Genomic DNA, 21,040 nt, shown 5'->3' with positions numbered 1-21,040 from the left:
GATCTTTCTTCTTATTGGAACGCCGGGCAGTGAGGCACGGCGGAGGGGGGTAGCTATGAAACAGGCAACCATTGACGACCGGTTCATGACGTCGAGACTTGCACCCTATCTGGTCGCGATTATCGGCATCTTCGAAAAGATTCCGCCGAGCCTTTACCTGACGCTCGGGAGGATCGTCCTCGCCGCCGTGTTCTTCATGTCAGGCCAGACCAAGGTCGAGGGCTTTCATCTGAAGGACTCAACCTTTTATCTTTTCGAGAATGAATATGCCCTGCCGCTGATCCCGCCCGTCATCGCCGCCTATATGGCGACGATTGCAGAGCACCTGCTGTCGTTCCTGCTCTTCATCGGCCTCGGGGCACGTTTTGCCGCGCTCGGTCTTTTCATCATGACGGCGGTGATCGAGATCTTCGTTTATCCGAATGAGTGGGTCATACATGGATTGTGGGCGACAGGCCTTCTGGTGATCATGGCGAAGGGCGCGGGCGTTCTGTCCATCGACCATCTGCTGCGCCGCCGCTTTGGCCAGATCGTCGACTGATACCCCGGCGCTTGCTGTGTTGACGGCTGGCCCGACCCGGCATGCATGACTGGTCTGCGATCAGCGTGCTTGCCGGATCCGGCTGAAGGCGCAATAAGAAACGCCATGAATTTCGCCAGCGACAATTGGGCCGGCGCCTCTTCGAAGGTCAGCGCGGCGCTCGCAGCCATGGGGCAGGGCTTTTCGCCCGCCTATGGCGCCGATGAACATTCGAACCGGGTCAAGAACTGGTTCAGCGAAATCTTCGAATGCGAGACGAGGGTCTTCTTCGTCGCGACCGGAACGGCGGCAAACAGCCTTTCCCTTGCCGCCATGGCCAAGCCCGGCGGGCTGGTGCTGTGCCACGCCCACAGTCACATCCAGATGGACGAATGCGGCGCGCCGGAGTTCCTCTCCGGCGGGCAGAAGCTCCTGCCGATCCCCGGAGCCCATGGCAAGCTTTCGGCCGACGCCGTCGGCGCCGTTCTCGACCGTTATGATCCGGCCAACGTCCACGGCGGCCGCCCGGTCGGTCTCAGCCTGACACAGGCGAGCGAGGCCGGGACGATCTATGCCCTGGATGACATCCGCGCACTTTCTGCCGAAGCGCACAAGCGGGGCCTCAAGGTTCATATGGATGGGGCGCGCTTTGCCAATGCGCTCGCGACGCTCAATGTCTCTCCGGCGGACATGACCTGGCGCCAGGGGGTCGACGTGCTCTCCTTCGGCGGCACGAAGAATGGCTGCTGGTGCGCCGAGGCCATCGTCTTCTTCGACCTCGATCTCGCCGAGGGATTCGAATTCGTCCGCAAGCGTTCCGGCCAGCTGTTTTCCAAGTCGGCCTTTGTCGCCGCCCAGTTCGAAGCCTATTTCGAGCACGGACACTGGCTCGACAACGCCGTCCACGCCAACCAGAGCGCAACGCGTCTTGCCCAGGCCATCGAAACCTCCGGCGGCGCGCGGCTCGTCCACCCGGTCGAGGCCAACGAGATTTTCGCGATCTGGCCGAAGGGGCTGACGGCGCATCTCAAGGCGGCCGGTGCCAACTTCTACCTCTGGGAAGCCCCGGATGCGCTGCCGGGGGAAGGGCCCGGCGCCGACGAGGACATGGTGCGGCTCGTGACCAGCTTCGCGACACGTCCGTCGGATGTCGCCCGCTTCATGGACGCCCTCAACCAGTATCGCGCCTGAGCGTTCCTTCACAAAAAAAGGGCGCGCCGGGAAGGCGCGCCCACGGAGGAAACCTCGGTCTTCGGTTTCAGATCGATGCCGGGTCAGGCCGCGGCCGTCTCGATGGCAGTCGCCTCGTTGGCGGCCTTGCCGATCGGAATTTGGCGCGGCTTCATCGCTTCCGGAATCTGGCGAAGAAGGTCGATATGGAGGAGGCCGTTCTCAAGGCTGGCGCCCTTCACCTCGACATGGTCCGCAAGCTGGAAGCGGCGCTCGAAAGCGCGAGCGGCGATGCCGCGATAGAGGAATTCGTTCGAAGAGTTCTGCTCTTCGCTCTTTTCCGCCTTGATCGTCAGGGTGTTCTCGCGAGACTCGATCGAAATGTCCTTGTCCGAGAATCCGGCGACCGCCATCGTGATGCGATAGGCGTTCTCGCCCGTGCGCTCGATGTTGTAGGGCGGATAGCTCGGGGCGTTGCTTTCACCCGAGGTCATCTGGTCGAGCACGGAAAACATCCGGTCGAAACCGACGGTGGAGCGATAAAGAGGGCTCAGATCAAAGTGGCGCATGGTCAAGTTCTCCTTTGAAGCAACTTCACGTCTTTGACGTTCCTCGCTGCCAACATGGCCAGCTCTGGAACACCTTGCGGACCCGTCTGGCGCCCGCACCGGATATTTGGGAATGACGCTTTTGCGGTTCAAGGGGGAGGTTGCCGACAAGCTTCAGGAGCGTTCGCATGCCGACGGAGATCACCGAGGTTTGCATTGCCGTGCCGTCCGGTCTGCGGTTAAGTCTGAGGCCATGCCCGTCCACGCGCCATCGCCGGTCCCGTGATGCTCCTGCCCAGTGAACTTGCCGATCTCTCCGTCAATCCGGTCCCCGAGGGCGGACGGGTGATCGAGCTTCGGACCTCCGACCACGTCCGCCTGCGGGCTGCCTTCTGGCCGGCGACCGTGGCGCAGCCGCGCGGAACCGTCTGCCTCTTCCAGGGGCGGGCCGAGCAGATCGAGAAATATTTCGAGGTGATCGGAGACCTGCGCGAGCGCGGGTTTGCCGTCGCGACGCTGGACTGGCGGGGGCAGGGCGGCTCGTCCCGGCTTTTGCGCGATCCGCGGCCGGGCCATGTGCGCCGCTTTTCCGACTATCTTTTCGACCTCGAGGCGTTCCACGAAGGCGTCGTCCAGCGCTTCTGCCCGCGGCCGTGGTTTGGCCTTGCCCATTCGATGGGCGGCAATATTCTCATGCAGCTTGTGCGCGCCCGGCGCGCAATCTGGATGAAGCGGATCGTGATGACGGCGCCCTTCTTCGACTTCGGCGCCTTCAAGATCAGCCGGGCCCGCATCCGCCAGCTTTCCACGCTGCTGTGCGCCCTCGGCCTTGCCGGCCGCAGCATCCCGAAGCCCTTTCGCAAGAATGCGATTGTCAGGAGTTTCGAGGGCAACCCGCTCACCCATGACCGCGACCGCTTCGAGCGGACGGCGGGGCTGCTCGAGTTCCATCCCGAGCTTGGCATCGACGCGCCGACGATCGGCTGGGTGCGGGCGGCGGAGGCGTCGATGCGCTGGCTTGGCGACCCGCGCCTTGCCTTCTCCGTCACCGAGCCGATCCTGATGATTGGCTGCGGCGCCGATCGTGTAGTTTCGACGGCGGCCGTCGAGCGGGTGGCGCGGCGGCTGAAGACGGCCGCCTATGTCGGCATTCCCGGCGCCCGCCACGAGATCATGATGGAAAGCGACGTCCTGCGCGACGCCTTCTGGGCGTCCTTCGACGCCTTCATCCCCGGTTCCGACGCCAGGCCGCCGGCAAGGGACGACGCGGCGCCGGGAGAGGCTGTCGGCGCCGCCCGGTCGTTATCGCGCGGCGAGCAGTCCTAGCGCCTCGTCGTGAACGCGGCGGTCGCCGGAGGCGATAACCTTGCCGCCGTCCGCGACCTTGCCGTCCACGATCGCCGGTCCGCCGGTCCAACTGGTGACAATGCCGCCGGCGCCCTCGATCACCGGGATCAGCGGCATGATGTCGAAGACCTTGAGCTGGTCCTCGATGACGATGTCGATCTGACCGGCCGCGAGCATGCAGTAGGCATAGCAGTCGACGCCGTAGCGGGCGAGGCGGGCGGCCTTTTCCACGCGGTCGTAGGCGGCGCGGGCCTCATTGAGGAAGAGGGCCGGCGTGGTGCAGAAGAGGGTTGCTTCCGAAAGGCTTGCGCAGGAGCGGGCCTTGAGGACGCGGTCGCCGCCCGGGCCCGTGTATCCGGCATTTTCCCCGTCGCCGAAGAAGCGTTCGCCCGTGAAGGGCTGGGCCATCATGCCGAAGACCGGTTTACCGGCCTGCTGCAGGCCGATCAGTGTGCCCCAGACGGGCAGGCCGGAAATGAAGGCACGGGTGCCGTCGATCGGATCGATGATCCAGACCATCTCGGCGCCGTCGGACGTGTCGCCGAACTCTTCACCCAGCACGCCGTGGTCGGGATAGGTCTCCCCGATCAGCTTGCGGATCACCTCTTCGGCAGCGCGGTCGGCGACGGTCACCGGGTCGAACGCGGCCACTTCCTTGTTCTCCACGTCGAGGTTCGAGCGGAAGTGCGGCAGGATCACCTTGCCCGCGGCGTCCGCGAGGGTGTTGGCAAAGGGGGCCCATGGCATGCCGATTTGCATGGCTGATATGTCCGTTTTGATGGTTTGGGTATGGCTTCGACGCGGGGATGAACTCGAAATTCAAACTAAATCATTGAAATAAAATCATAATTATTCCAGTCATCACATACATCCAAGCTTTCTGAAATTCCTCTGGGGCATGGCTGCGACAATGTTGGTCTTTCGGTCAGCTTGACTTTCAAGGGCGCCTGCACCAATTGTCGCTCACGGCACTTTTGTGCTGTATGCCCTCCTTGGGCGTTTCCTCCCTAGACTTTCAGGCCGCTGTTCGCAGCGGCTTTTTTTTTGTCCGAACGTCAGGAGAGGCGCCGAATTGCGCCGGTCGCGGCGACGCCCTGCCCCGAGCGGGGCCCGGATCGGCCGGAGATGTTTCGGGTCAGACCTGTCTGCGACATCGGCAGGCGTAAGTCCAGCATGACGCGCCCCAAGATCGATCCCGAGCGTTAATTTTTTCCCAAACGGTTAAAAATATGGAGGGCTGGGGGTCTTCACGCTGCGACCGGATGAACGCAGGCCGATCCTATTCGGCCGCGAGGGTCCGCTGGCCGGTATCGCCAAGTCCCAGAGGCTGCTGCATCAGCCGGCCGGCGAAATCGGAGAAGATGTCCGCAATTGCAGCAAAGCTGGGGACGGGTTCCAGCGTGCGCTCGTCCATGTAGAGGCCCCGGTTGATCTCGATCTGCAGGGCATGAACGTGGCGGGTGGGACGGCCGTAATGCTCCGTGATGAAGCCGCCGGCATATGGCTTGTTCACCGCGACGGCGAAGCCGAGGTCTTCCAGGATGGCGATGCTCGCCTCCAGAAGCAGCGGCGAGCAACTCGTGCCGTATCGATCGCCGAGGACGATGTCGGCGCGCATGCGGGTCTCGCCGCCGCGTGTCGCCGACGGCATCGAGTGGCAATCGATCAGCACGGCGTGGCCGAAGGCCTGCTGGGTGGCTGCCAGCATCTTCCGCAAGGTCGCGTGATAGGGCTTGTAATAGGTGTCGATGCGCTGGATCGCTTCCTGCACGGTCAGCAGGGACGAATAGATCTCGTCGGATTCGGAGACCACGCGGGCGATGGTGCCGAGCCCGCCGGCAACGCGAACCGAGCGGATGTTGGCGTAGGAGGGCAGGCGCCCGGAGAACATCTTCGGGTCGAGTTCGTAAGGCTCGCGATTGACGTCCAGGAAGGCGCGGGGAAATTCGGCCGACATCAGCGGCGCGCCGTGGCTGACGACGCCGGCCATCAGCCGGTCGACGAAGGCATCCTCGGACTGGCGGATGCGCTGGTGGTCGAGCTTGGAGGCGGCCAGAAAGGAACTTGGATAACTGGCGCCGGAATGCGGCGAATTGAACACGAAAGGCGCTGTCTGGACGTCCGGTCTTGCGACCGAAAAGGCGTCTTCTGGCCTGAGGTGCTCGACAATCCGCATGGACGACTTCAACTCCGGAAGGCGGAGCCAGGACGAAAAGACGGCAAGAGAATGCTGCCGACTCGTCAGGGGACCGCGTATTTTCCGAAGGATAGCCAATGGTTGCCCGAAAAGTCTATGAATTCGAGGGCCGGTGCGCGAATCGCAGGCAGCCCTCCTCACAGCGTGAAGGATCCTCGGCAGGCTTTAACGCATCGTTAGCGATGAGTTGGGTCCTCGACGATTGCGCGACTGCTTGAAATTCTTGGCGATTCCGCTTTGCCCGAACACGCGCCCGCAACAGCGGTTGCAGGTTCGGACGACGCTCGCTTTGCCGTCTTCACCGGATCTTTACCGCGTTGCGGCTCAATGGGTGGTGAGCCGGCGGCAGTCCGGATAGCGATTCCGTGCGTTCGGGTGGGCGTTCGGGACGGCGATCCGTCATCTTTGGCTTTGGGCTGCCCGCATGCAGATGTTAAGAATGGTGTAACCCTCCCGCGCCGAGCGGCGGGGATGGGGCAAACAATGGTCCGGAATCCGATATGAACCGCATTTTGCTCGCTGAAGATGACAATGACATGCGCCGCTTCCTGGCGCGTGCCCTGCAAAACGCCGGCTACGACGTCGTATCCTTCGACAACGGCAAGAGCGCCTACGACCGGCTGCGCGAGGAGCCCTTCACGCTGCTCCTGACCGATATCGTCATGCCGGAGATGGACGGTATCGAGCTGGCGCGGCGGGCAAGCGAGCTCGATCCGGATCTCAAGATCATGTTCATCACGGGCTTTGCCGCTGTCGCGCTCAATCCGGACAGCCAGGCGCCCAAGGATGCCAAGGTTCTCTCCAAGCCCTTCCACCTGCGCGATCTGGTGCAGGAAGTGGAGCGGATGCTGGCGGCGGCCTGATCCGGAACCGGTCCTTCGGGTGAATTTGCAGGCCCGTCGCCCACGGGGTGGCGGGCTTTTTCGCAGGTCCTTTTCGCCGCTGGCGGCGGCGGGCAAAAATTCCAGCCGAAGAGACTTGCATGGGTTGGCAAAGCCGGTTATACGACCGCCCACGCCAGCCGCAAGCGGCGCGGCGACAAGATGGTGCGGGCGATTAGCTCAGCGGGAGAGCACTTCGTTGACATCGAAGGGGTCACTGGTTCAATCCCAGTATCGCCCACCATCATTTCGATAGACTTGCGGCTGCAAGAGCTATCGACCTCTTCCCGACTTTCACACGTCCAGTCGCATTTCCCAGACACCTAAGCGGTGGCTGATGCGCCGTGCCCGGCAGCCTCGTGCTGCAATCGACCGTCCGTCGAGGCCGGGCGCCGGGCCTGCGACTCGCCAGGGCATTGCCACCGAACCAGCGCAGCCCGGATGACCGATGCCCACCGCTTCCGGATCGTCGTCAGGCTTCGGCGCGCGCTGCCTCAAGGTCCAGCTTGACCAACCTGAAGCGGCCATCGAGGAACTCGGCAACGGACCGGCACCAGACCGGTCCCGTCCCATCGGTGGCATGATAGAGGACGCCGGCTTCCCGTGTCGCTTCGATGCGGCAGGACCCGACCACGGCATAGATTCCGCCTGATTTCTTGTGAAGCCAGATGGTTCCAACCGGCGGTCCGGCTTCGGTTTCTTGATCCAGTTCCATCATTTCGGCATTCCGGATTTTCTTGTTGCTCTCCCGGGCCGCTGCAAGCTGATCCCGGCTGCCGGCATGGCCGACGGCTGAAGGATTGGGGAGCTGTTGCGGGCGTCAGCCGATCAGCACGGTTGGAAGCCCCACGACGATGATCCCGCCGTGGACTGTATTGTCGCCCAGGCGCGCGGCCGGAAGGCCGTTCACGAAGACGGTCGGCGATCCCATCACGATCACGTCCGGCCCACCGGCGCAGACGAGCATGTCGGTGACGCGCGCCTGCGGCAGGCTGCCGGTCAGGACATTCACCGAGCAGGGCGGGATGATCGGTCCGCCGACATGCGGCACCACGCCCGACACCATCGGGCAGGTGTGCATGTCGGTCACGCGTGCGGCGGGCTGGCCCATCAGTCGACCTTTCCGGTGAGGATCGGAAGACGAGACTACGGTCGGCGCGTGTTCCGGTCAATCGCGCGGGCCGGCCGCCGTTCATTGCGACCGGGGTAAGCCGGCTTTCCGAGCGCGGGACTGGACATCGACAGGGGGAACAACGCATAACCCTGCCTGACTTCTGCCTTCGCCAAATCGGACGAGATGATGGAACTGGAAAAAGCGCCCAACGATCCCACGCGCAAGTCGATCAATCCGCTTGCCAAGATGGCGCTGGAACTCGGCCCACTCGTCCTCTTCTTCTTCGTCAATGCACGGGGCGAGGATCTCGTCGCTCGGTTTCCGGTGCTCGGCAGCCTTGGCGGCCCGCTGTTCCTGGCGACCGCCGTCTTCATGGCGGCGATGGCCGTGTCGCTGGTGATTTCCTGGGTCATGATGCGGCGGCTCGCAATCATGCCGCTCGTCACGGGCGTCGTGGTGGCGATCTTCGGCACGCTGACGCTGGTGCTGCACGACGAGACCTTCATCAAGATGAAGCCGACCATCGTGAACACGCTGTTCGGCGGCACGCTGCTGATCGGGCTGCTCTTTGGCAAGTCGCTGATCGGCTACGTCTTCGACGATGCCTTCCGGCTCGACGATGACGGCTGGCGCATCCTGACCTTTCGCTGGGGCATCTTCTTCGTGGTGATGGCCGTCCTCAACGAGGTCGTCTGGCGCACGCAAACGACGGACTTCTGGGTTGCCTTCAAGGTGTGGGGCATCATGCCCATCACACTCGTCTTCTCGGCCGCCCAAGTGCCGGCGATGCTGCGGCATCAGTTGCCCGACGAAGAGCCAAAGGGGAAGGAAAAGAGCGAGGAGGACGCGGCTTGAGCCTCAAGGCACGCGCCGCGCTCGCCACACTTTGCGTCATCGCCGTCACGGCGCTTGTGCTCTATGCCATGGGCCGAGTGCCGATCTGCAGCTGCGGGACGATCAAGTTCTGGGAAGGCGACGTCAACGGACCCGGTAACTCCCAGCAGATTTCCGACTGGTATACCTTCTCCCACATCATCCACGGCTTCCTCTTCTTCGCCGCGACGTGGTGGCTGGCGAAGCGTTGGCCGATGGACTTTTCGGTCCGGCTGCTGATCGCGACGCTGGTGGAAGCCGGCTGGGAGATTCTGGAAAATTCGCCGATCATCATCGACCGTTACCGCGAGGCGACGATCGCGCAGGGCTACAACGGCGACAGCGTCCTCAATTCGGTCTGCGACATTGTCTCGATGGTGCTCGGCTTCTGGCTCGCGGCCCGGCTGCCCGTCTGGGTCACGGTGGTCCTTGCGCTGGCGATGGAACTCATCGTCGGCGCCCTCATCCGCGACAACCTCACCCTCAACGTCCTGATGCTGCTCTGGCCGATCGAGGCGGTGAAGAGCTGGCAGTCGGGCGCCTAGCGTCCGATCGATCTCAGGCGAACTGGTCGGCGTATTGGCCGAAGCCGTCGAGCGTGCCGACATAGGTCCGGCTCACGGAATAGCTCTGCGAGATCGTCGTGCTGCCATCCTCGCCCTTGCTGGCCGTCAGCGACAGACTGGCTGTCGAGTAAAACAGGCCGTTCTCGTCGAGCTGCAGCTGCGACTGGCTCGCCGTTGCGGCCGCGAAGTCGTTCGTGGCGATGAGAGAGGTTTGCGACGATGCATAGGAGAGGGAGGTGAGGCTGAGGCCGCTGCCGTCGCCGCCGTCCCGGTTTTGTCCGTGATGATGGCCGCGCCCTCCGTCATGGCCATAGGCGTGCCCCAGATGACGACCGTTGGCGGCCTTGGCGAGCTTTGCCGCGCCCGGTTCGGAATAGGTCGGGGCCTTGTGGTCGCCGCGGTTCTTGCCGAGGGCGTCGTCGAGCCGGTCGATGATGACCGCGACGTCGGAGGCCTGCTTGGCCGCCTGCTCGATCGGGGACGCCGGCGCGGTGGTATCGCCGGAAGACGTGTCGCCAAGCGTCGACAAGACGAGCGACGTCGACTTTTGCAAGCTGGCGCTTGCGGAAAGTACCTGCATGGATCCGACCTCCTGTCGGGAACGAAGGAAGTCCTTCCCTTCGTAACAACTTTGAAAATGATGTTACGAAGGGGTAAATGCAGGGTTAATCGATTGCAAAATGACCGGGAGCCGCAGGCACGGCCGGAACAAGCCGGTGGCGCGCACCGACCTACGTCTCTGGATTTCCGTCCCGTGCCCGGTCTCTGTGTGCTGCGGCCTGCAGGGGGCGTCAGGCGGCCCGTTCCGATGCGGCGGTGCTGTCGACGATCCGGTCGTAGTCGCGTTCCAGCGTCTGAAGCTCGCCCTCCAGGGCCTTGCCGATTTCGTCGATCTTGACATAGGCCTCGATGGCCTGGCCGAAATTGCCGGCACTGAGCCCGTCGGCGATCGTCCGGCCGAGGCCGGCCAGTTCGGTTTCGCGGTCGCGCAGTTTCTGCAGTCCCTTTTGGGAGTGCATCGCTGCCGCGGAAATCTGCTTCAGGCAATCGCCGAAGGGGCGGGACGCGGTTGCCTTGAAGGGGGCCGCCTTGGCGTCCTCGCGCCCGACAAGCGCCGAGGCCAGGTGGTTCTTCCAGTCGGTGAATTCGGACTGCGCCAGCAGGATGCCGCGCTCGGGGATATCGCGGCCCCGGATGATCTCATTGGCCTGACTGGTGAGCGAGGTCTCCAGCTTGTGGAACTTCTCGATCGTCTGGACCGTGTCCTTGTTGTTGTTGCCCGCCAGTTCGTCGATTTCCTTGACGCGGGCCGCCATGGCGTTGATCGACTCGGCCTGCTGCTCAAGCAGAGCGAGGACCGAAGCCATTTCGTTGTCCGACGCCACGATGTCGTCCTCCAGCGCGCCGATGTCCTCCTCGACCGCTCGGAAGGTGGCCTGGCCCTTGTTCACCTCGCCGCTGCCGTCCTGCATCGTCGCCTTGATCGACTGCATGACGTCTTCGAGGCGCGCCAACTGCCCGCCGATCATCTCGGTGGTCTTGTCGGTCTGCTCGGAGAGCACCTTCACCTCGGCGGCGACGACGGCAAAGCCCTTGCCGGCCTCGCCGGCGCGGGCGGCCTCGATGGTCGCGTTGAGGGCGAGAAGCTTGGTCTGGCGTGAGATCGTGCCGATCTCGTTGGCGAAGCTGCCGATCGCGCGGATGGCCTCTTCCAGATGGTCGAGCCGGGTCTCGATCTCCTCGAAGTTCGAGGCGATCCGCGTCATGGCATGCCCGGCTTCGCGGGAACGACTGACGGCGCTGCCGAGCCGCGTCCGCGACTGGGCCATGCGGTTCTGGGTCGAGCGGCTGGCCTCGCTGACCGTGCCGCTTTCCTCCAGCAGTCCCTCGACGGTCTTGACGACGAAGGCGCTCGCCTCGTTGAAGCGGCTGGCGTTGCCATAGGTCCACAGCACCACGGTCTTGATCTGGCCGAGGTCGTGCTTGATGCCGTTCACGATGCCGAGGCGGCGGGCGTAGGTTCGCTTCAGCTTTTCGCCGATGGCCACGAAGCTCGCACCGATCTCGCCGCCGATGTTCTTCAAGGCGGCGTAGTTGCCCTCGGCGACGTCTTTCAGGCCGCTGCTGATCGTGGCGACCAGGGCAGGGGTCTCGTTCTTCGTCGACAGCTGCACAACGGTCTCCTCGGACTGCTGGCTTGCTCTGGAACGAAAGGAAAATGCCATCGTAGAACCTATTCGGAGCTGAACTTTCGATGGCGAAAGTGTCGGTCAAATCGATTAAAAATGACCAAACATTTGTGACGGTTTCCGCTGTACTGCCCTGATTTTTTGTATGCAGACTGCACTTCTTGCAACTGCAACCCTTGATAGGAAATTTTCCTTGAAGATTGAAAGCAACCCGGGCACCGTCCGGTGATAATGGTCTTCAGGCCGGGGACGGGGATGTGCCAATGGCAAGGCGTTGACCGGCGAAGCCAAACAGAAGGTTTGCCGCCGTTCGGGCGGTCGCTCCAACAAAAATGGCCCCGCTGGGGGCCATCTTCATCGGTCGTCTTTTTTGCTTTCCGCCAGTCAGGCGGCAGCGCGCTGCTTCAGCAGGCCGCGGTTGACCAGCACCTCGGCGATCTGCACCGCGTTGAGCGCCGCGCCCTTGCGCAGGTTGTCGGAGACGATCCACATGGCAAGGCCGTTGTCGACGGTCGGATCGTCACGGATGCGCGAGATATAGGTCGCATCCTCGCCGGTCGCCTCATAGGGCGTGACGTAGCCGCCATCCTCATGCTTGTCGATGACCAGGCAGCCGGGCGCCTCGCGCAGGATGTCGCGAGCTTCTTCCGCGCTGATCGGGTTCTCGAACTCGATGTTGACGGCTTCCGAATGGGAGACGAAGACCGGCACGCGCACGCAGGTGGCGGTGAGCTTGATCTTCGGGTCGAGGATCTTCTTGGTCTCGACCGTCATCTTCCACTCTTCCTTGGTGAAGCCGTCTTCCATGAAGACGTCGATCTGGGGAATGAGATTGAAGGCGATGCGCTTGGGGAACCGCTTGGCCTCGACCGGATCGGACACGAAGACCGCGCGGGTCTGCTCGAACAGCTCGTCCATCGCTTCCTTGCCGGCGCCGGAGACCGACTGGTAGGTGGAGACGACGACGCGGTTGATCTTCGCCTTTTCATGCAGCGGCTTCAGCGCCACCACGAGTTGGGCGGTGGAACAGTTCGGATTGGCGATGATGTTCTTCTTGGTGAAGCCAACGATGGCGTCGGCGTTCACTTCCGGCACGATTAGCGGCACGTCCGGGTCCATGCGGAAGGCGGACGAATTGTCGATGACGACACAGCCCGTCGCGCCGATCTTCGGCGACCACGCCTTGGAGGTCTCGCCGCCGGCCGACATCAGGCAGATGTCGATCTCGGAGAAGTCGACGAACTCCAGCGCCTTCACCTTCAACGTCCTGTCGCCGTAAGAGACCTCGCGGCCCTGGCTGCGGCGAGAGGCGACGGCGATCACCTCATCGGCCGGAAAACCGCGCTCTTCGAGGATGGAAAGCATTTCCCGGCCCACATTGCCCGTGGCGCCGACGACTGCGACCTTGTAGCCCATAAGCTTTGTCCGTTTCCTATTCTGCAGGAGGAGAGCCGGTCCTGCGCTCGTCCGCGCGGCGGGCTCACCCGATCCTCATGGTCTCCCGCTCACCGTCGGCAGGCCTTGTCGGAAATCTTCGCGGGAAGAGGTGTCCGAGGCGCCTGCCGGCCGTCCCCCTCGAACCCCGGGGAGACGGAGGGGACGCGAGAGGGTCGTTCAGGTCGTGGTCGTTTTCGTGCGTTTCGTGAGGCCAAGCGTCATCGTCCGGGTGCTGGACCCGGCGGTAATGAGCGTCATGGCAACAACGAAACGGTCCATCGACCGACACCTCTTCTCAAAGACGGCCTGTCATCGTTCAAATGTGCCGGGAAGTCAAGAATTTTGCGGGCAAAGCACAAGATGTTGCAGGTGCCGGATCTGCCGAATGATGGATGTCATCAGCGACTTTCATTGGACGCGGGTGCATCGCGGCGAGATGATCCCGCGGGCCGGGTCCGGCGCACGCGCTACAGGATGCCGGCATAGAGGAGAACGGCGACGACAACCACGACGACCAGAACGCCCTTGGCGAGGAGCCCGTAGATCAGCCACTTCGGCATCTTCGTGTTGGAGTCCGGTGCGTTCACGTCTGTTTCTCCGTCCCGAATTCAAGGAAGCCGCCCATGTCCGAGCTTGGCCATTTCGTCCTTTTTACCCGCTATAACCGCTGGATGAATGAGAAGATCTACGACTGTGCGGCAACGCTGCCGCCGGAAGAGATCGCCAAGGATCGCAGCGCCTTCTTCGGATCGATCCTCGGCACGCTCAACCATCTGGTCGTCACGGATATGCTGTGGATGAAACGGATGATCAGCCATCCGGCGAGTGCGCTGGTCAGGGAGGAACTGGAGGCGCTGGAGCAGCCGACCGCTCTTAATCAGATTCTGGAAACCGATCTCGCCGCTCTGCGGGCGCGGCGGGACAGGATGGACGACCTGATCGCCCGTTTCGTCGCCGGTCTTGGCGAGAAGGACCTTGCGACGGCCTTTTCCTACCGGCGCACGAACGGAGAGGCGCAGCACAAACTGCTCGGCGACGTTCTGCTGCATGTCTTCAACCACCAGACCCATCATCGCGGCCAGCTGACGACGCTCCTGAGCCAGGCGGGCAAGGACGTTGGCGTGACGGACATCCTGATGCTGTTGCCGGACGCCGACTGAGTCTGGCCTGTGGCGCAGTTGGTCAGGCGCGCTGCGGGATCACGCCTCTTTCGGGTGCCGGCGGTGGCGCGTCATGCGCAATCCGTCGCGCATGTTCAGCCCCATCAGGGCGAGGTTGGCGGCGCCCGCAAGCAGTTCGACCGCCTGCAGCACGAGGAAGGTTGCGCCAAAGTCTCCGGCGGCGGCCAGTTGCTGAAGACAGACGGCGGAGGGGACGAGCAGGATGATGCCGTTGGCGGCAATGAGGGGCATGCGGCGGCGCTTGGCCGCCGCGAACCCTGTCGCAACCGGTCCCGCCAGCCGGAAGCCGGTGGCGCCCGTGGTCGCCAGAGCGGGGATCAGCACCAGCAATCCCCAGAGGATCGCCGTCTTGACGGTGAGGATCGCCGCAGCGTCGCCGAAGATCTCCACGAGCACGGTCGATGTCCAGAAGGTTGCGATTGTGAGAAAGCCGATCGCCCCGGCGATCGGATGAAGTCTGCGGAGCATCATCAAGGTCCTTCCGCGTCAGGCAGGGCCGGTTCGTCAAGCCGGTGCAGCAGCGTTGCGAGCAGTTGCCGTGCCGACGCGATGTCTTCCGGCGAGAGCCCTTCTGCGAGAGCATTGGCCCAGGGCGCTTCCCGCTCGGACGCGACCGCATAGGCTGCCTCGCCCTTTTCCGTCAGGACGACGAGATGGGCGCGCTTGTGGTGAGGGTTGGGCTCGAAGGCGAGAAAGCCCTGCTGTTCCAGGTCATTCACGACGCGCTGCACGGCCTGCCGGCTGAGACCCATCACCTGGGCGAGATGGGCGACGGGCAGGGACCGGTCGGTGAGGGCGACGGAGCCCAGAACCTGCCAGCGCGCGCTGGTCAGCCCCAAGGGGGCGACGAGCCTGTCACCTGCCGCAAGCAGCGCGCCATTGAGGCGAAAGACGTCGAGCATCAGCGCCGTCAGCGCGGCACCCGCGTCCGTGTGGTCGGGATATCGGGGCGTTTTCATTTGTCAGCACATTGCCAAATCGACAATATATTGTCAATTAGCATGTGCTGTGGATCTCCTCAGCGCTTCTGCGTAAGGCGCCAGAGGCCTTTTCGAGGCCCTATGCAACCGGATCAGGACTGCTCCCGGTCGCCCTTGAGGCTGAGGTCGTCGCGGTGGATCATCTCCGCGCGGCCCGCGTAGCCGAGGATCATTTCGATCTCGCGGCTGTTGTGGCCGGCAAGGCGCTCGGCGTCGTGGTGATCATAGGCCACCAGGCCGCGGCCGAGTTCACGGCCCGCCTCGTCGCGCACCGAGACGGCATCGCCGCGCGAGAATCGGCCCGAGACATGTTTCACGCCGGCCGGCAGCAGGCTCTTGCCGGACTTCAGCGCGCGGATCGCGCCGGCGTCCACCGTAATCGCGCCTTTCGGCTCCAGATGGCCGCCGATCCACGCCTTGCGGGCGGTGGCGGGATTGAGTTCGGCCTCAAAGAGGGTGCAGATGCCGCCCTCGTCGATGCGCTTCAGTGGGTTCATCACCTTGCCCGAAGCGATGATCATGGCGGTGCCGGCACCGGTCGCCATCTTGCCCGCCTCGATCTTCGTCTTCATGCCGCCGCGCGAGAGTTCGGAGCCGGCCGCGCCGGCCATCGCCTCGATCTCGGGCGTGATGCGCTCGACGACCGGGATGTGGGCCGCGTCCGGGTTGTCCTTCGGCGGCGCCGTATAGAGGCCGTCGATGTCGGAGAGAAGAATGAGGAGGTCCGCCGACGCCATGGTGGCGACACGGGCCGCGAGACGGTCGTTGTCGCCATAGCGGATTTCGTTGGTGGCCACCGTGTCGTTTTCGTTGATGACCGGCACGGCCTTCATCTTCAAGAGCATGCCGATCGTCTCGCGGGCGTTGAGGTAGCGCCGGCGTTCCTCGGTGTCGCGCAGGGTCAGCAGGATCTGGCCGGCGGTGAGGCCATGGCTGCCGAGAATTTCCGCATAGATGCGGGCGAGCACGATCTGGCCGACCGAGGCGGCCGCCTGGCTTTCCTCCAGCTTCAGCTTGCCGGCGGGAAGGCCGAGCACGCCGCGCCCGAGGGCGATCGAGCCGGAGGAGACGATGAGGACGTCCGTACCGGCCTTCGTCAGGCCGACCACGTCATCGATCAGCGCCTCCAGCCAGTCGCGGCGCAGCTTGCCGGACCGTCCCTCGACGAGCAGGGCCGAGCCGATCTTGACAACGATACGGCGGTAGGACGAGAGGCGTCCCGCCTTCGAGGGCGAGATCAATTCGGAAGCCTCGGCGGTCACGGTTGCCACTCCTCGCGGGCGCGGCTCGGCGAGGCTTCTTCCTCTTCGGCGCGGTGGCCCTCGATGGTGCGCCACATCATGGCAAGGGCGTCGTCGACGCCGATGCCCGAGGCGGCCGAGAGCAGCAAGGGGTCGCGGCCAGCCGCCTTTTTCAGGGCCTTGGCCTTGGCCTTGATGTCGTCCGGCGTCAGGGCATCGATCTTGGAGAGCGCCACGATCTCCGGCTTTTCGTCGAGACCGGCGCCGTAGGCCGCCAGTTCGCCGCGAATGATGCGGTAGGCGTCGGCGACGTCATCCTGCGTTGCGTCGACAAGATGAAGAAGCACGCCGCAGCGCTCGACATGGCCGAGGAAACGGTCGCCGATGCCGACGCCCTCATGGGCGCCCTCGATCAGGCCCGGAATGTCGGCGAGCACGAATTCGCGGTTGCCGATCCGGACGACGCCGAGGTTCGGATGCAGCGTCGTGAAGGGATAGTCGGCGATCTTCGGCTTGGCGCGCGTGGTACGGGCCAGGAAGGTCGACTTGCCGGCGTTCGGCAGGCCGACGAGGCCGGCGTCCGCGATCAGCTTCAAGCGCAGCCAGATCCACTTTTCCTCGCCCGGCAGGCCGGGGTTCGCCCGGCGAGGCGCCTGGTTGGTGGACGACTTGAAATAGAGGTTGCCGAAGCCGCCGTTGCCGCCCGAGAGCAGCTTGATCTTCTGGCCGACCTCGACCATGTCGGCGATCAGCGTCTCCTGATCGTCCTCCAGAATCTCGGTGCCGACGGGAACCTTCAGCACCACGTCGCCGCCCTTGGCGCCGTTGCGCTGCTTGCCCATGCCGTGACCGCCGGTCTTGGCCTTGAAATGCTGGGCATAGCGGTAGTCGATGAGCGTGTTGAGGCCGTCGACGCACTCGATCCAGACATCGCCGCCGCGCCCGCCGTCACCGCCGTCCGGTCCGCCGAATTCGATGAATTTTTCGCGGCGGAAGGAGACGGCACCCGCGCCGCCGTCGCCCGAGCGACAGTAGACCTTCGCCTGATCGAGGAACTTCATGACCCAAGACTTTTCATGTTGATGACCATTGGCGACGAGCTATGCGCCATCGCCTCTCAAAGTGCAATCACGCGCGGTGCGTGGCAGCCATTCAGCCTTCCACGGCCGCATCCGCCTTCTTGCGCATCATTGCATGGCGGAAGTTTGCCACCTTCAGCCGCGTGTCGATATGCGGCTGCGCGCCGCCGCGCGCATCGCAGACCCGCAGCGACTTGCCGACGATCTCAAATCCGAGCTTCTTCTGGATCCTGAGCGAGGGGTCGTTGCCGAGAAAGACCCCGGAGCGAACCGAGGCAAAGCCCAGCTGCGAAAAGGTATGGTCTAGGACGGCCGCGACCGCTTCGCTCGCATAGCCCTTGCCCCAATGGGGTTCGGCAAGCCAATAGCCGATCTCCGGCTCTTCGCGCAGGCCTTGCAACCCGACGAGACCGATCAGCGCGGGTTCGCCTTCTGCACGGATGGCGAAGATCCTGACGTCGCCGGCCAGCGTGGCAAGTTCGGCCTGGCTCAGGAAGGCGTAGGCATCCTCCAGACGATAAGGCCAGGGAACGCGGGCAAGCCAGCAGGAAACCGCGAAATTGCCGAGCGCGTCGGCAATGGCGAAGGCATCGCCGCGCGAAAGCGCCGTCAGGCGCAGGCGCGGGGTGAGGAGTTCCGTTTCATTCATTGACTGCGGCATGACCTCAACCATTTTGCCAACGAGGCCACCGGCGGAGAACGCTGCTCCGGCGCGGGCCGCCTCTGGCGAGACGCATCGGAGCGACAGGTGCCCGAAGTTTACGGACAGTCCGATGCTCGCCATTCAAAGGATCAGAGCGGCGCCAAAGGCGCTCATGTCAATCCGCATGACCGCGCGCCGCTCGAGCGGTATCGACCGCGATGATATGTCCTCCCGGTGGAGCACATGTCATCGCGATCCATGATGGTGACGATTGCCATCCCCGGCGTCAGACGCGATTGAGGGCATTCGGCCGGCTCCTGGCCAGGGGCATCGTGGCCGGGTCCTCGCCATCTTCCATGTCGCCTTCGACGATGGAGACCGGAAGCCAGCGCCGCAGGCTCTCCCACGTCCGACGGTCCAGCGTGAAGCGGTCGATGGCCACCACCGATGCGAAATAGACCGACGGCGACAAGTCCTGGCCAGTGTACTGGAAGCCGCATTTCTCGATCACGCGGCGCGAGGCCGCATTGGTGACCCGGCAGGACACGCTGATGCGGGCGTGGCGCGCGAGAGAGAAGCCGAAGTCCACCGCCGCCTGGGCGGCCTCCGTCGCATAGCCCCGGTTCCAGAACTCCTCGCCGATCCAGTAGCCGAGTTCCGGCACGGGACCGCGACGGTGGTCGAGCGAGATCGCGCCGATCATCTCCGGCAGATGCCGGGGCCTCTTGGCGAAGATGAGATGCTTCAGCCCGTCGGCCGGTGCTGCTTCCGCGATGAAGGCTTCCGCGTCGGCCAGGCCGTAGGGGTAGGGCATGCGCGTCAGGTTCTGGGCAATCTTCCGATTGTCCGCCAGAGACGCAAGCGCTGGCGCGTCGGCCAGAACCGGCGCGCGGATAATCAGGCGTCCGGTTTCCAGGACGGGGCGGGAGGGAGCACGATCCGATAAGGAGCGTGTGCCGGTACTATCCTCTTCTTCGATCATGGCCTTGAAAATCTCCGGTCGGAACAAAAGGAGGGGAGGTGGCGCCCCACCTCCCCTCGGGATTGTCCAGCCGAAGCTTTCGCCGATCCTCCGGGTCCGTGGGACGCCGGAGGGTCGGTTGACCATGCGGCGTTACTCTGCTGCTTCCATCGTGGCCGCCGTCTCGGCGACCGATACATAGACTTTGCCGTTGGATTTCGAGTCGAAGACAACCTTGCCTTCACAGAGAGCAAAAATGGTGTGGTCGCGGCCGAGCCCGACATTCTTGCCGGGATGCCACTGCGTGCCGCGCTGGCGCACGATAATGTTGCCCGGAATGACAGCTTCGCCGCCGAACTTCTTCACGCCGAGACGGCGACCAGCGGTATCGCGACCGTTGCGCGAGGAGCCACCCGCTTTCTTGTGAGCCATCGTAATTCTCCTTCAGTTCCTGGTGCCGATCCGGGGGGCCTTGGACTCTCGTCCCTTTGGCCCACGCGCCGGATGGCGCAAATCTTCGGTTTCTTGTTCCGACCGTCCGTCGCCTCAGGCGCCGGCGGAAATTCCCGTGATCTTCACCACCGTCTGGTGCTGGCGGTGACCGCGGATGCGCTTGGAGTTCTGCCGGCGGCGCTTCTTGAAGGAGAGAACCTTCTTGGTGCGCGTCTGGCCGACGATCTCGGCTGCAACGGTGGCGCCCGCAACCGTCGGGGCGCCAAGGGTGGTTCCGGCCTCGCCGCCGATCAGCAGAACCTCTTCGAAGGTCACTGCACTGCCGGCTTCGCCTTCGAGCTTCTCGATGGCCAGAATGTCGTTTGCGGCAACCTTATACTGCTTGCCGCCGGTCTTGATGACTGCGAACATACGTCTTTCATCCTTTTTATGCGGTGCTTTCGGCACCTTCTTGGGCGGATGGCCGTCCTTGAGAGCAAGAACGAGCCGATCTCGATCGCGTCCTGTGGCGCCGAGGGCGACAGCATCAAGCCATCCACCTTCGATCTTTGGCTGCCTTGCCGCGCGGCATTTGCCGTCGCGGCCAAACGGTGATCATTGTCACCGAAGGGCAGAAAAACGCTCAAACACCTGTCGCGCCGCCTCGGCGAAGCCGGGGGTGTCGTTGGAGGTTGCAGGAGCGTTTCGGGAGCCTCGGACTGCGGGACGTTGGGTCAACTTTCAAAGCCACCTTTTCATCCACAGCGGGCTTTTACATGCGCGGGCGGGCGCCGTCAACGCAAAGGGGCGCTGCGGACACGCTTTTTGACGGGCAAGCGGCAAAAAAATCGTCTTCGTCCACTTGCGCGCGGGCGCGGTGATGTGTAGTTATCCAGCCGCTTTCGACCCGGTTCGATGCGCCTTTTTTGCGGAGAGGTGGCAGAGTGGCTGAATGCACCGCACTCGAAATGCGGCATGCCTGCAAGGGCATCGGGGGTTCAAATCCCTCCCTCTCCGCCACTTCCTAACCCACTCTTCGTCAATTTCCGGCATCCAATGCCTGATGACGCATGGGTTTGAAATTTCAGCGTTTTTCACCGGATGGCGCCCTTTGGTGAAGGGCAAAAATCATGCGTGTATCGCGTGGGGTATCGTCCCTTGTATCGCGTTCGGCAACGGTCGAGAGTGGTGATCCCGCCAATTTCACGGGCTCGGACCCGGCCGACAATTCCTCCCCGAGCACGATATCGACCACCCCGGTCAGGCGTGGCGCCGGCCCCTATCTCGTTCGCTCAGGATCGGTTTATCTCTTTCAGATACGCTGGCCGAAATTGCTCGGCCGATCCCGCTCCCTGAAACCCATCCGCATCAGTCTCGGCGCCTGCCCCTTGAGGACGGCGCAGGGGACCGGTTCGCCGTCGTCAGGGCGAGAGCCCCGCTCCTCCGCTCCGGTAAGCGTTCGCGATATCGTCCAGACCCGGAAAACGAACCTGCGACACCTCGATCACGGCAACCGCCACTCGAAGCTTGCGGCGAGCCGGCCCCGTGCCGGGAGAGAACTTGGTAACGAAATTTGTCAACGTAACTGGCTGAACGGCCATGTGCGCGCTTCGCGCAAGGTGGGCGAATCGCCCATTTGCCGTGCCTGGCCGCCATGAACGGGCAGGCCTGTTCTTCCGCA

The 21,040-nt window shown here is 63.6% G+C and carries 23 protein-coding genes and 2 tRNA genes; 9 read left to right on the top strand and 16 right to left on the bottom strand.

Annotation, left to right across the window (positions count from 1 at the left end; all coding sequences use genetic code 11):
- Positions 1 to 55 precede the first annotated feature (55 nt).
- Together HDIA_RS20450 and HDIA_RS20445 are read left to right on the top strand one after the other, a co-directional pair.
- Complete coding sequence (locus tag HDIA_RS20450; protein WP_197708053.1) at positions 56 to 541, top strand: DoxX family protein; 486 nt, start codon at positions 56 to 58, stop codon at positions 539 to 541.
- Positions 542 to 646: 105 nt separating this feature from the next.
- On the top strand, positions 647 to 1,711 hold the full coding sequence (locus HDIA_RS20445; RefSeq protein ID WP_099557835.1) for a threonine aldolase family protein: 1,065 nt from the start codon (positions 647 to 649) through the stop codon (positions 1,709 to 1,711).
- An 83-nt stretch (positions 1,712 to 1,794) separates the two neighbouring features.
- Here HDIA_RS20445 and HDIA_RS20440 read toward each other — a convergent pair whose 3' ends face one another.
- The gene (locus tag HDIA_RS20440; protein WP_099557834.1) at positions 1,795 to 2,259 is read right to left on the bottom strand and encodes an Hsp20 family protein; all 465 of its coding nucleotides are present in this window, start codon (positions 2,257 to 2,259) and stop codon (positions 1,795 to 1,797) included.
- Positions 2,260 to 2,523: 264 nt separating this feature from the next.
- On the opposite strand from HDIA_RS20440, the gene HDIA_RS20435 reads away from it, so the two are divergent.
- A complete protein-coding gene (locus HDIA_RS20435) occupies positions 2,524 to 3,564 on the top strand; it encodes an alpha/beta fold hydrolase (RefSeq protein WP_099557833.1) in 1,041 nt (346 codons plus the stop codon).
- Here the strand turns inward: HDIA_RS20435 and hisN are convergent.
- Complete coding sequence (gene hisN, locus HDIA_RS20430; protein ID WP_099557832.1) at positions 3,541 to 4,344, bottom strand: histidinol-phosphatase; 804 nt, start codon at positions 4,342 to 4,344, stop codon at positions 3,541 to 3,543. The genes HDIA_RS20435 and hisN overlap by 24 nt on opposite strands.
- Before the next feature lie 520 nt (positions 4,345 to 4,864).
- A complete protein-coding gene (locus HDIA_RS20425; RefSeq protein ID WP_099557831.1) occupies positions 4,865 to 5,761 on the bottom strand; it encodes an N-formylglutamate amidohydrolase in 897 nt (298 codons plus the stop codon).
- Between the two features lie 521 nt (positions 5,762 to 6,282).
- Between HDIA_RS20425 and cpdR the strand changes: the two genes are divergently transcribed.
- Both cpdR and HDIA_RS20415 read left to right on the top strand, forming a co-directional pair.
- Positions 6,283 to 6,645, top strand: a complete 363-nt coding sequence (cpdR, locus tag HDIA_RS20420) for a cell cycle two-component system response regulator CpdR (RefSeq protein WP_099557830.1) — start codon at positions 6,283 to 6,285, stop codon at positions 6,643 to 6,645.
- Between the two features lie 187 nt (positions 6,646 to 6,832).
- A tRNA-Val gene (locus HDIA_RS20415) sits at positions 6,833 to 6,907 on the top strand.
- 228 nt (positions 6,908 to 7,135) lie between these two features.
- Here the strand turns inward: HDIA_RS20415 and HDIA_RS20410 are convergent.
- The gene (locus HDIA_RS20410) at positions 7,136 to 7,381 is read right to left on the bottom strand and encodes a DUF1653 domain-containing protein (protein WP_099557829.1); all 246 of its coding nucleotides are present in this window, start codon (positions 7,379 to 7,381) and stop codon (positions 7,136 to 7,138) included.
- 102 nt (positions 7,382 to 7,483) lie between these two features.
- Positions 7,484 to 7,774 carry a PAAR domain-containing protein gene (locus HDIA_RS20405; protein ID WP_099557828.1) on the bottom strand — a complete coding sequence of 97 codons (291 nt, stop codon included), beginning with the start codon at positions 7,772 to 7,774 and terminating at the stop codon, positions 7,484 to 7,486.
- A 186-nt stretch (positions 7,775 to 7,960) separates the two neighbouring features.
- Between HDIA_RS20405 and HDIA_RS20400 the strand changes: the two genes are divergently transcribed.
- Complete coding sequence (locus HDIA_RS20400) at positions 7,961 to 8,632, top strand: septation protein A (protein ID WP_099557827.1); 672 nt, start codon at positions 7,961 to 7,963, stop codon at positions 8,630 to 8,632.
- Entirely contained in the window at positions 8,629 to 9,195 is a 567-nt protein-coding gene (locus HDIA_RS20395) for a DUF2585 domain-containing protein (protein ID WP_099557826.1), read from the top strand. Before HDIA_RS20400 ends, HDIA_RS20395 begins: the two co-directional genes overlap by 4 nt.
- A 13-nt stretch (positions 9,196 to 9,208) precedes the next feature.
- Here the strand turns inward: HDIA_RS20395 and HDIA_RS20390 are convergent, their stop codons facing one another.
- The 3 genes from HDIA_RS20390 to HDIA_RS20380 all read right to left on the bottom strand — a co-directional run bounded on the left by HDIA_RS20390 (position 9,209) and on the right by HDIA_RS20380 (position 12,821).
- On the bottom strand, positions 9,209 to 9,796 hold the full coding sequence (locus HDIA_RS20390; protein WP_099557825.1) for a hypothetical protein: 588 nt from the start codon (positions 9,794 to 9,796) through the stop codon (positions 9,209 to 9,211).
- Between the two features lie 211 nt (positions 9,797 to 10,007).
- Positions 10,008 to 11,390, bottom strand: a complete 1,383-nt coding sequence (locus HDIA_RS20385; RefSeq protein WP_157775756.1) for a methyl-accepting chemotaxis protein — start codon at positions 11,388 to 11,390, stop codon at positions 10,008 to 10,010.
- Between the two features lie 399 nt (positions 11,391 to 11,789).
- A complete protein-coding gene (locus HDIA_RS20380; RefSeq protein WP_099557823.1) occupies positions 11,790 to 12,821 on the bottom strand; it encodes an aspartate-semialdehyde dehydrogenase in 1,032 nt (343 codons plus the stop codon).
- A 644-nt stretch (positions 12,822 to 13,465) separates the two neighbouring features.
- Between HDIA_RS20380 and HDIA_RS20375 the strand changes: the two genes are divergently transcribed.
- Positions 13,466 to 14,002, top strand: coding sequence for a DinB family protein (locus HDIA_RS20375; protein ID WP_099557822.1), 537 nt, complete (start codon positions 13,466 to 13,468; stop codon positions 14,000 to 14,002).
- 39 nt (positions 14,003 to 14,041) lie between these two features.
- Here the strand turns inward: HDIA_RS20375 and HDIA_RS20370 are convergent, their stop codons facing one another.
- The 8 genes from HDIA_RS20370 to rplU all read right to left on the bottom strand — a co-directional run bounded on the left by HDIA_RS20370 (position 14,042) and on the right by rplU (position 19,791).
- The gene (locus HDIA_RS20370) at positions 14,042 to 14,491 is read right to left on the bottom strand and encodes a hypothetical protein (RefSeq protein WP_099559056.1); all 450 of its coding nucleotides are present in this window, start codon (positions 14,489 to 14,491) and stop codon (positions 14,042 to 14,044) included.
- A 2-nt stretch (positions 14,492 to 14,493) separates the two neighbouring features.
- Positions 14,494 to 14,982 (bottom strand): MarR family winged helix-turn-helix transcriptional regulator, encoded by a 489-nt coding sequence (locus HDIA_RS20365; RefSeq protein WP_099557821.1) that lies wholly within the window; start codon positions 14,980 to 14,982, stop codon positions 14,494 to 14,496.
- A 113-nt stretch (positions 14,983 to 15,095) separates the two neighbouring features.
- Complete coding sequence (proB, locus tag HDIA_RS20360) at positions 15,096 to 16,241, bottom strand: glutamate 5-kinase (RefSeq protein ID WP_197708184.1); 1,146 nt, start codon at positions 16,239 to 16,241, stop codon at positions 15,096 to 15,098.
- 20 nt (positions 16,242 to 16,261) lie between these two features.
- A complete protein-coding gene (gene obgE / locus HDIA_RS20355; protein WP_099557820.1) occupies positions 16,262 to 17,305 on the bottom strand; it encodes a GTPase ObgE in 1,044 nt (347 codons plus the stop codon).
- 91 nt (positions 17,306 to 17,396) lie between these two features.
- A complete protein-coding gene (locus HDIA_RS20350) occupies positions 17,397 to 17,972 on the bottom strand; it encodes a GNAT family N-acetyltransferase (RefSeq protein WP_210202872.1) in 576 nt (191 codons plus the stop codon).
- A 280-nt stretch (positions 17,973 to 18,252) separates the two neighbouring features.
- Complete coding sequence (locus HDIA_RS20345) at positions 18,253 to 18,948, bottom strand: GNAT family N-acetyltransferase (RefSeq protein ID WP_099559054.1); 696 nt, start codon at positions 18,946 to 18,948, stop codon at positions 18,253 to 18,255.
- 132 nt (positions 18,949 to 19,080) lie between these two features.
- A complete protein-coding gene (gene rpmA / locus HDIA_RS20340; RefSeq protein ID WP_099557818.1) occupies positions 19,081 to 19,359 on the bottom strand; it encodes a 50S ribosomal protein L27 in 279 nt (92 codons plus the stop codon).
- 114 nt (positions 19,360 to 19,473) lie between these two features.
- A complete protein-coding gene (gene rplU / locus HDIA_RS20335; protein WP_099557817.1) occupies positions 19,474 to 19,791 on the bottom strand; it encodes a 50S ribosomal protein L21 in 318 nt (105 codons plus the stop codon).
- Between the two features lie 498 nt (positions 19,792 to 20,289).
- Here rplU and HDIA_RS20330 point away from each other — a divergent pair.
- A tRNA-Ser gene (locus tag HDIA_RS20330) sits at positions 20,290 to 20,379 on the top strand.
- Positions 20,380 to 21,040: the final 661 nt, after the last annotated feature.

Source organism: Hartmannibacter diazotrophicus (assembly GCF_900231165.1).
Taxonomy (GTDB): domain Bacteria; phylum Pseudomonadota; class Alphaproteobacteria; order Rhizobiales; family Pleomorphomonadaceae; genus Hartmannibacter; species Hartmannibacter diazotrophicus.
The sequence above is the reverse complement of the archived record's forward strand: the minus strand, read 5'-3'. Positions and strand labels throughout refer to the sequence as shown.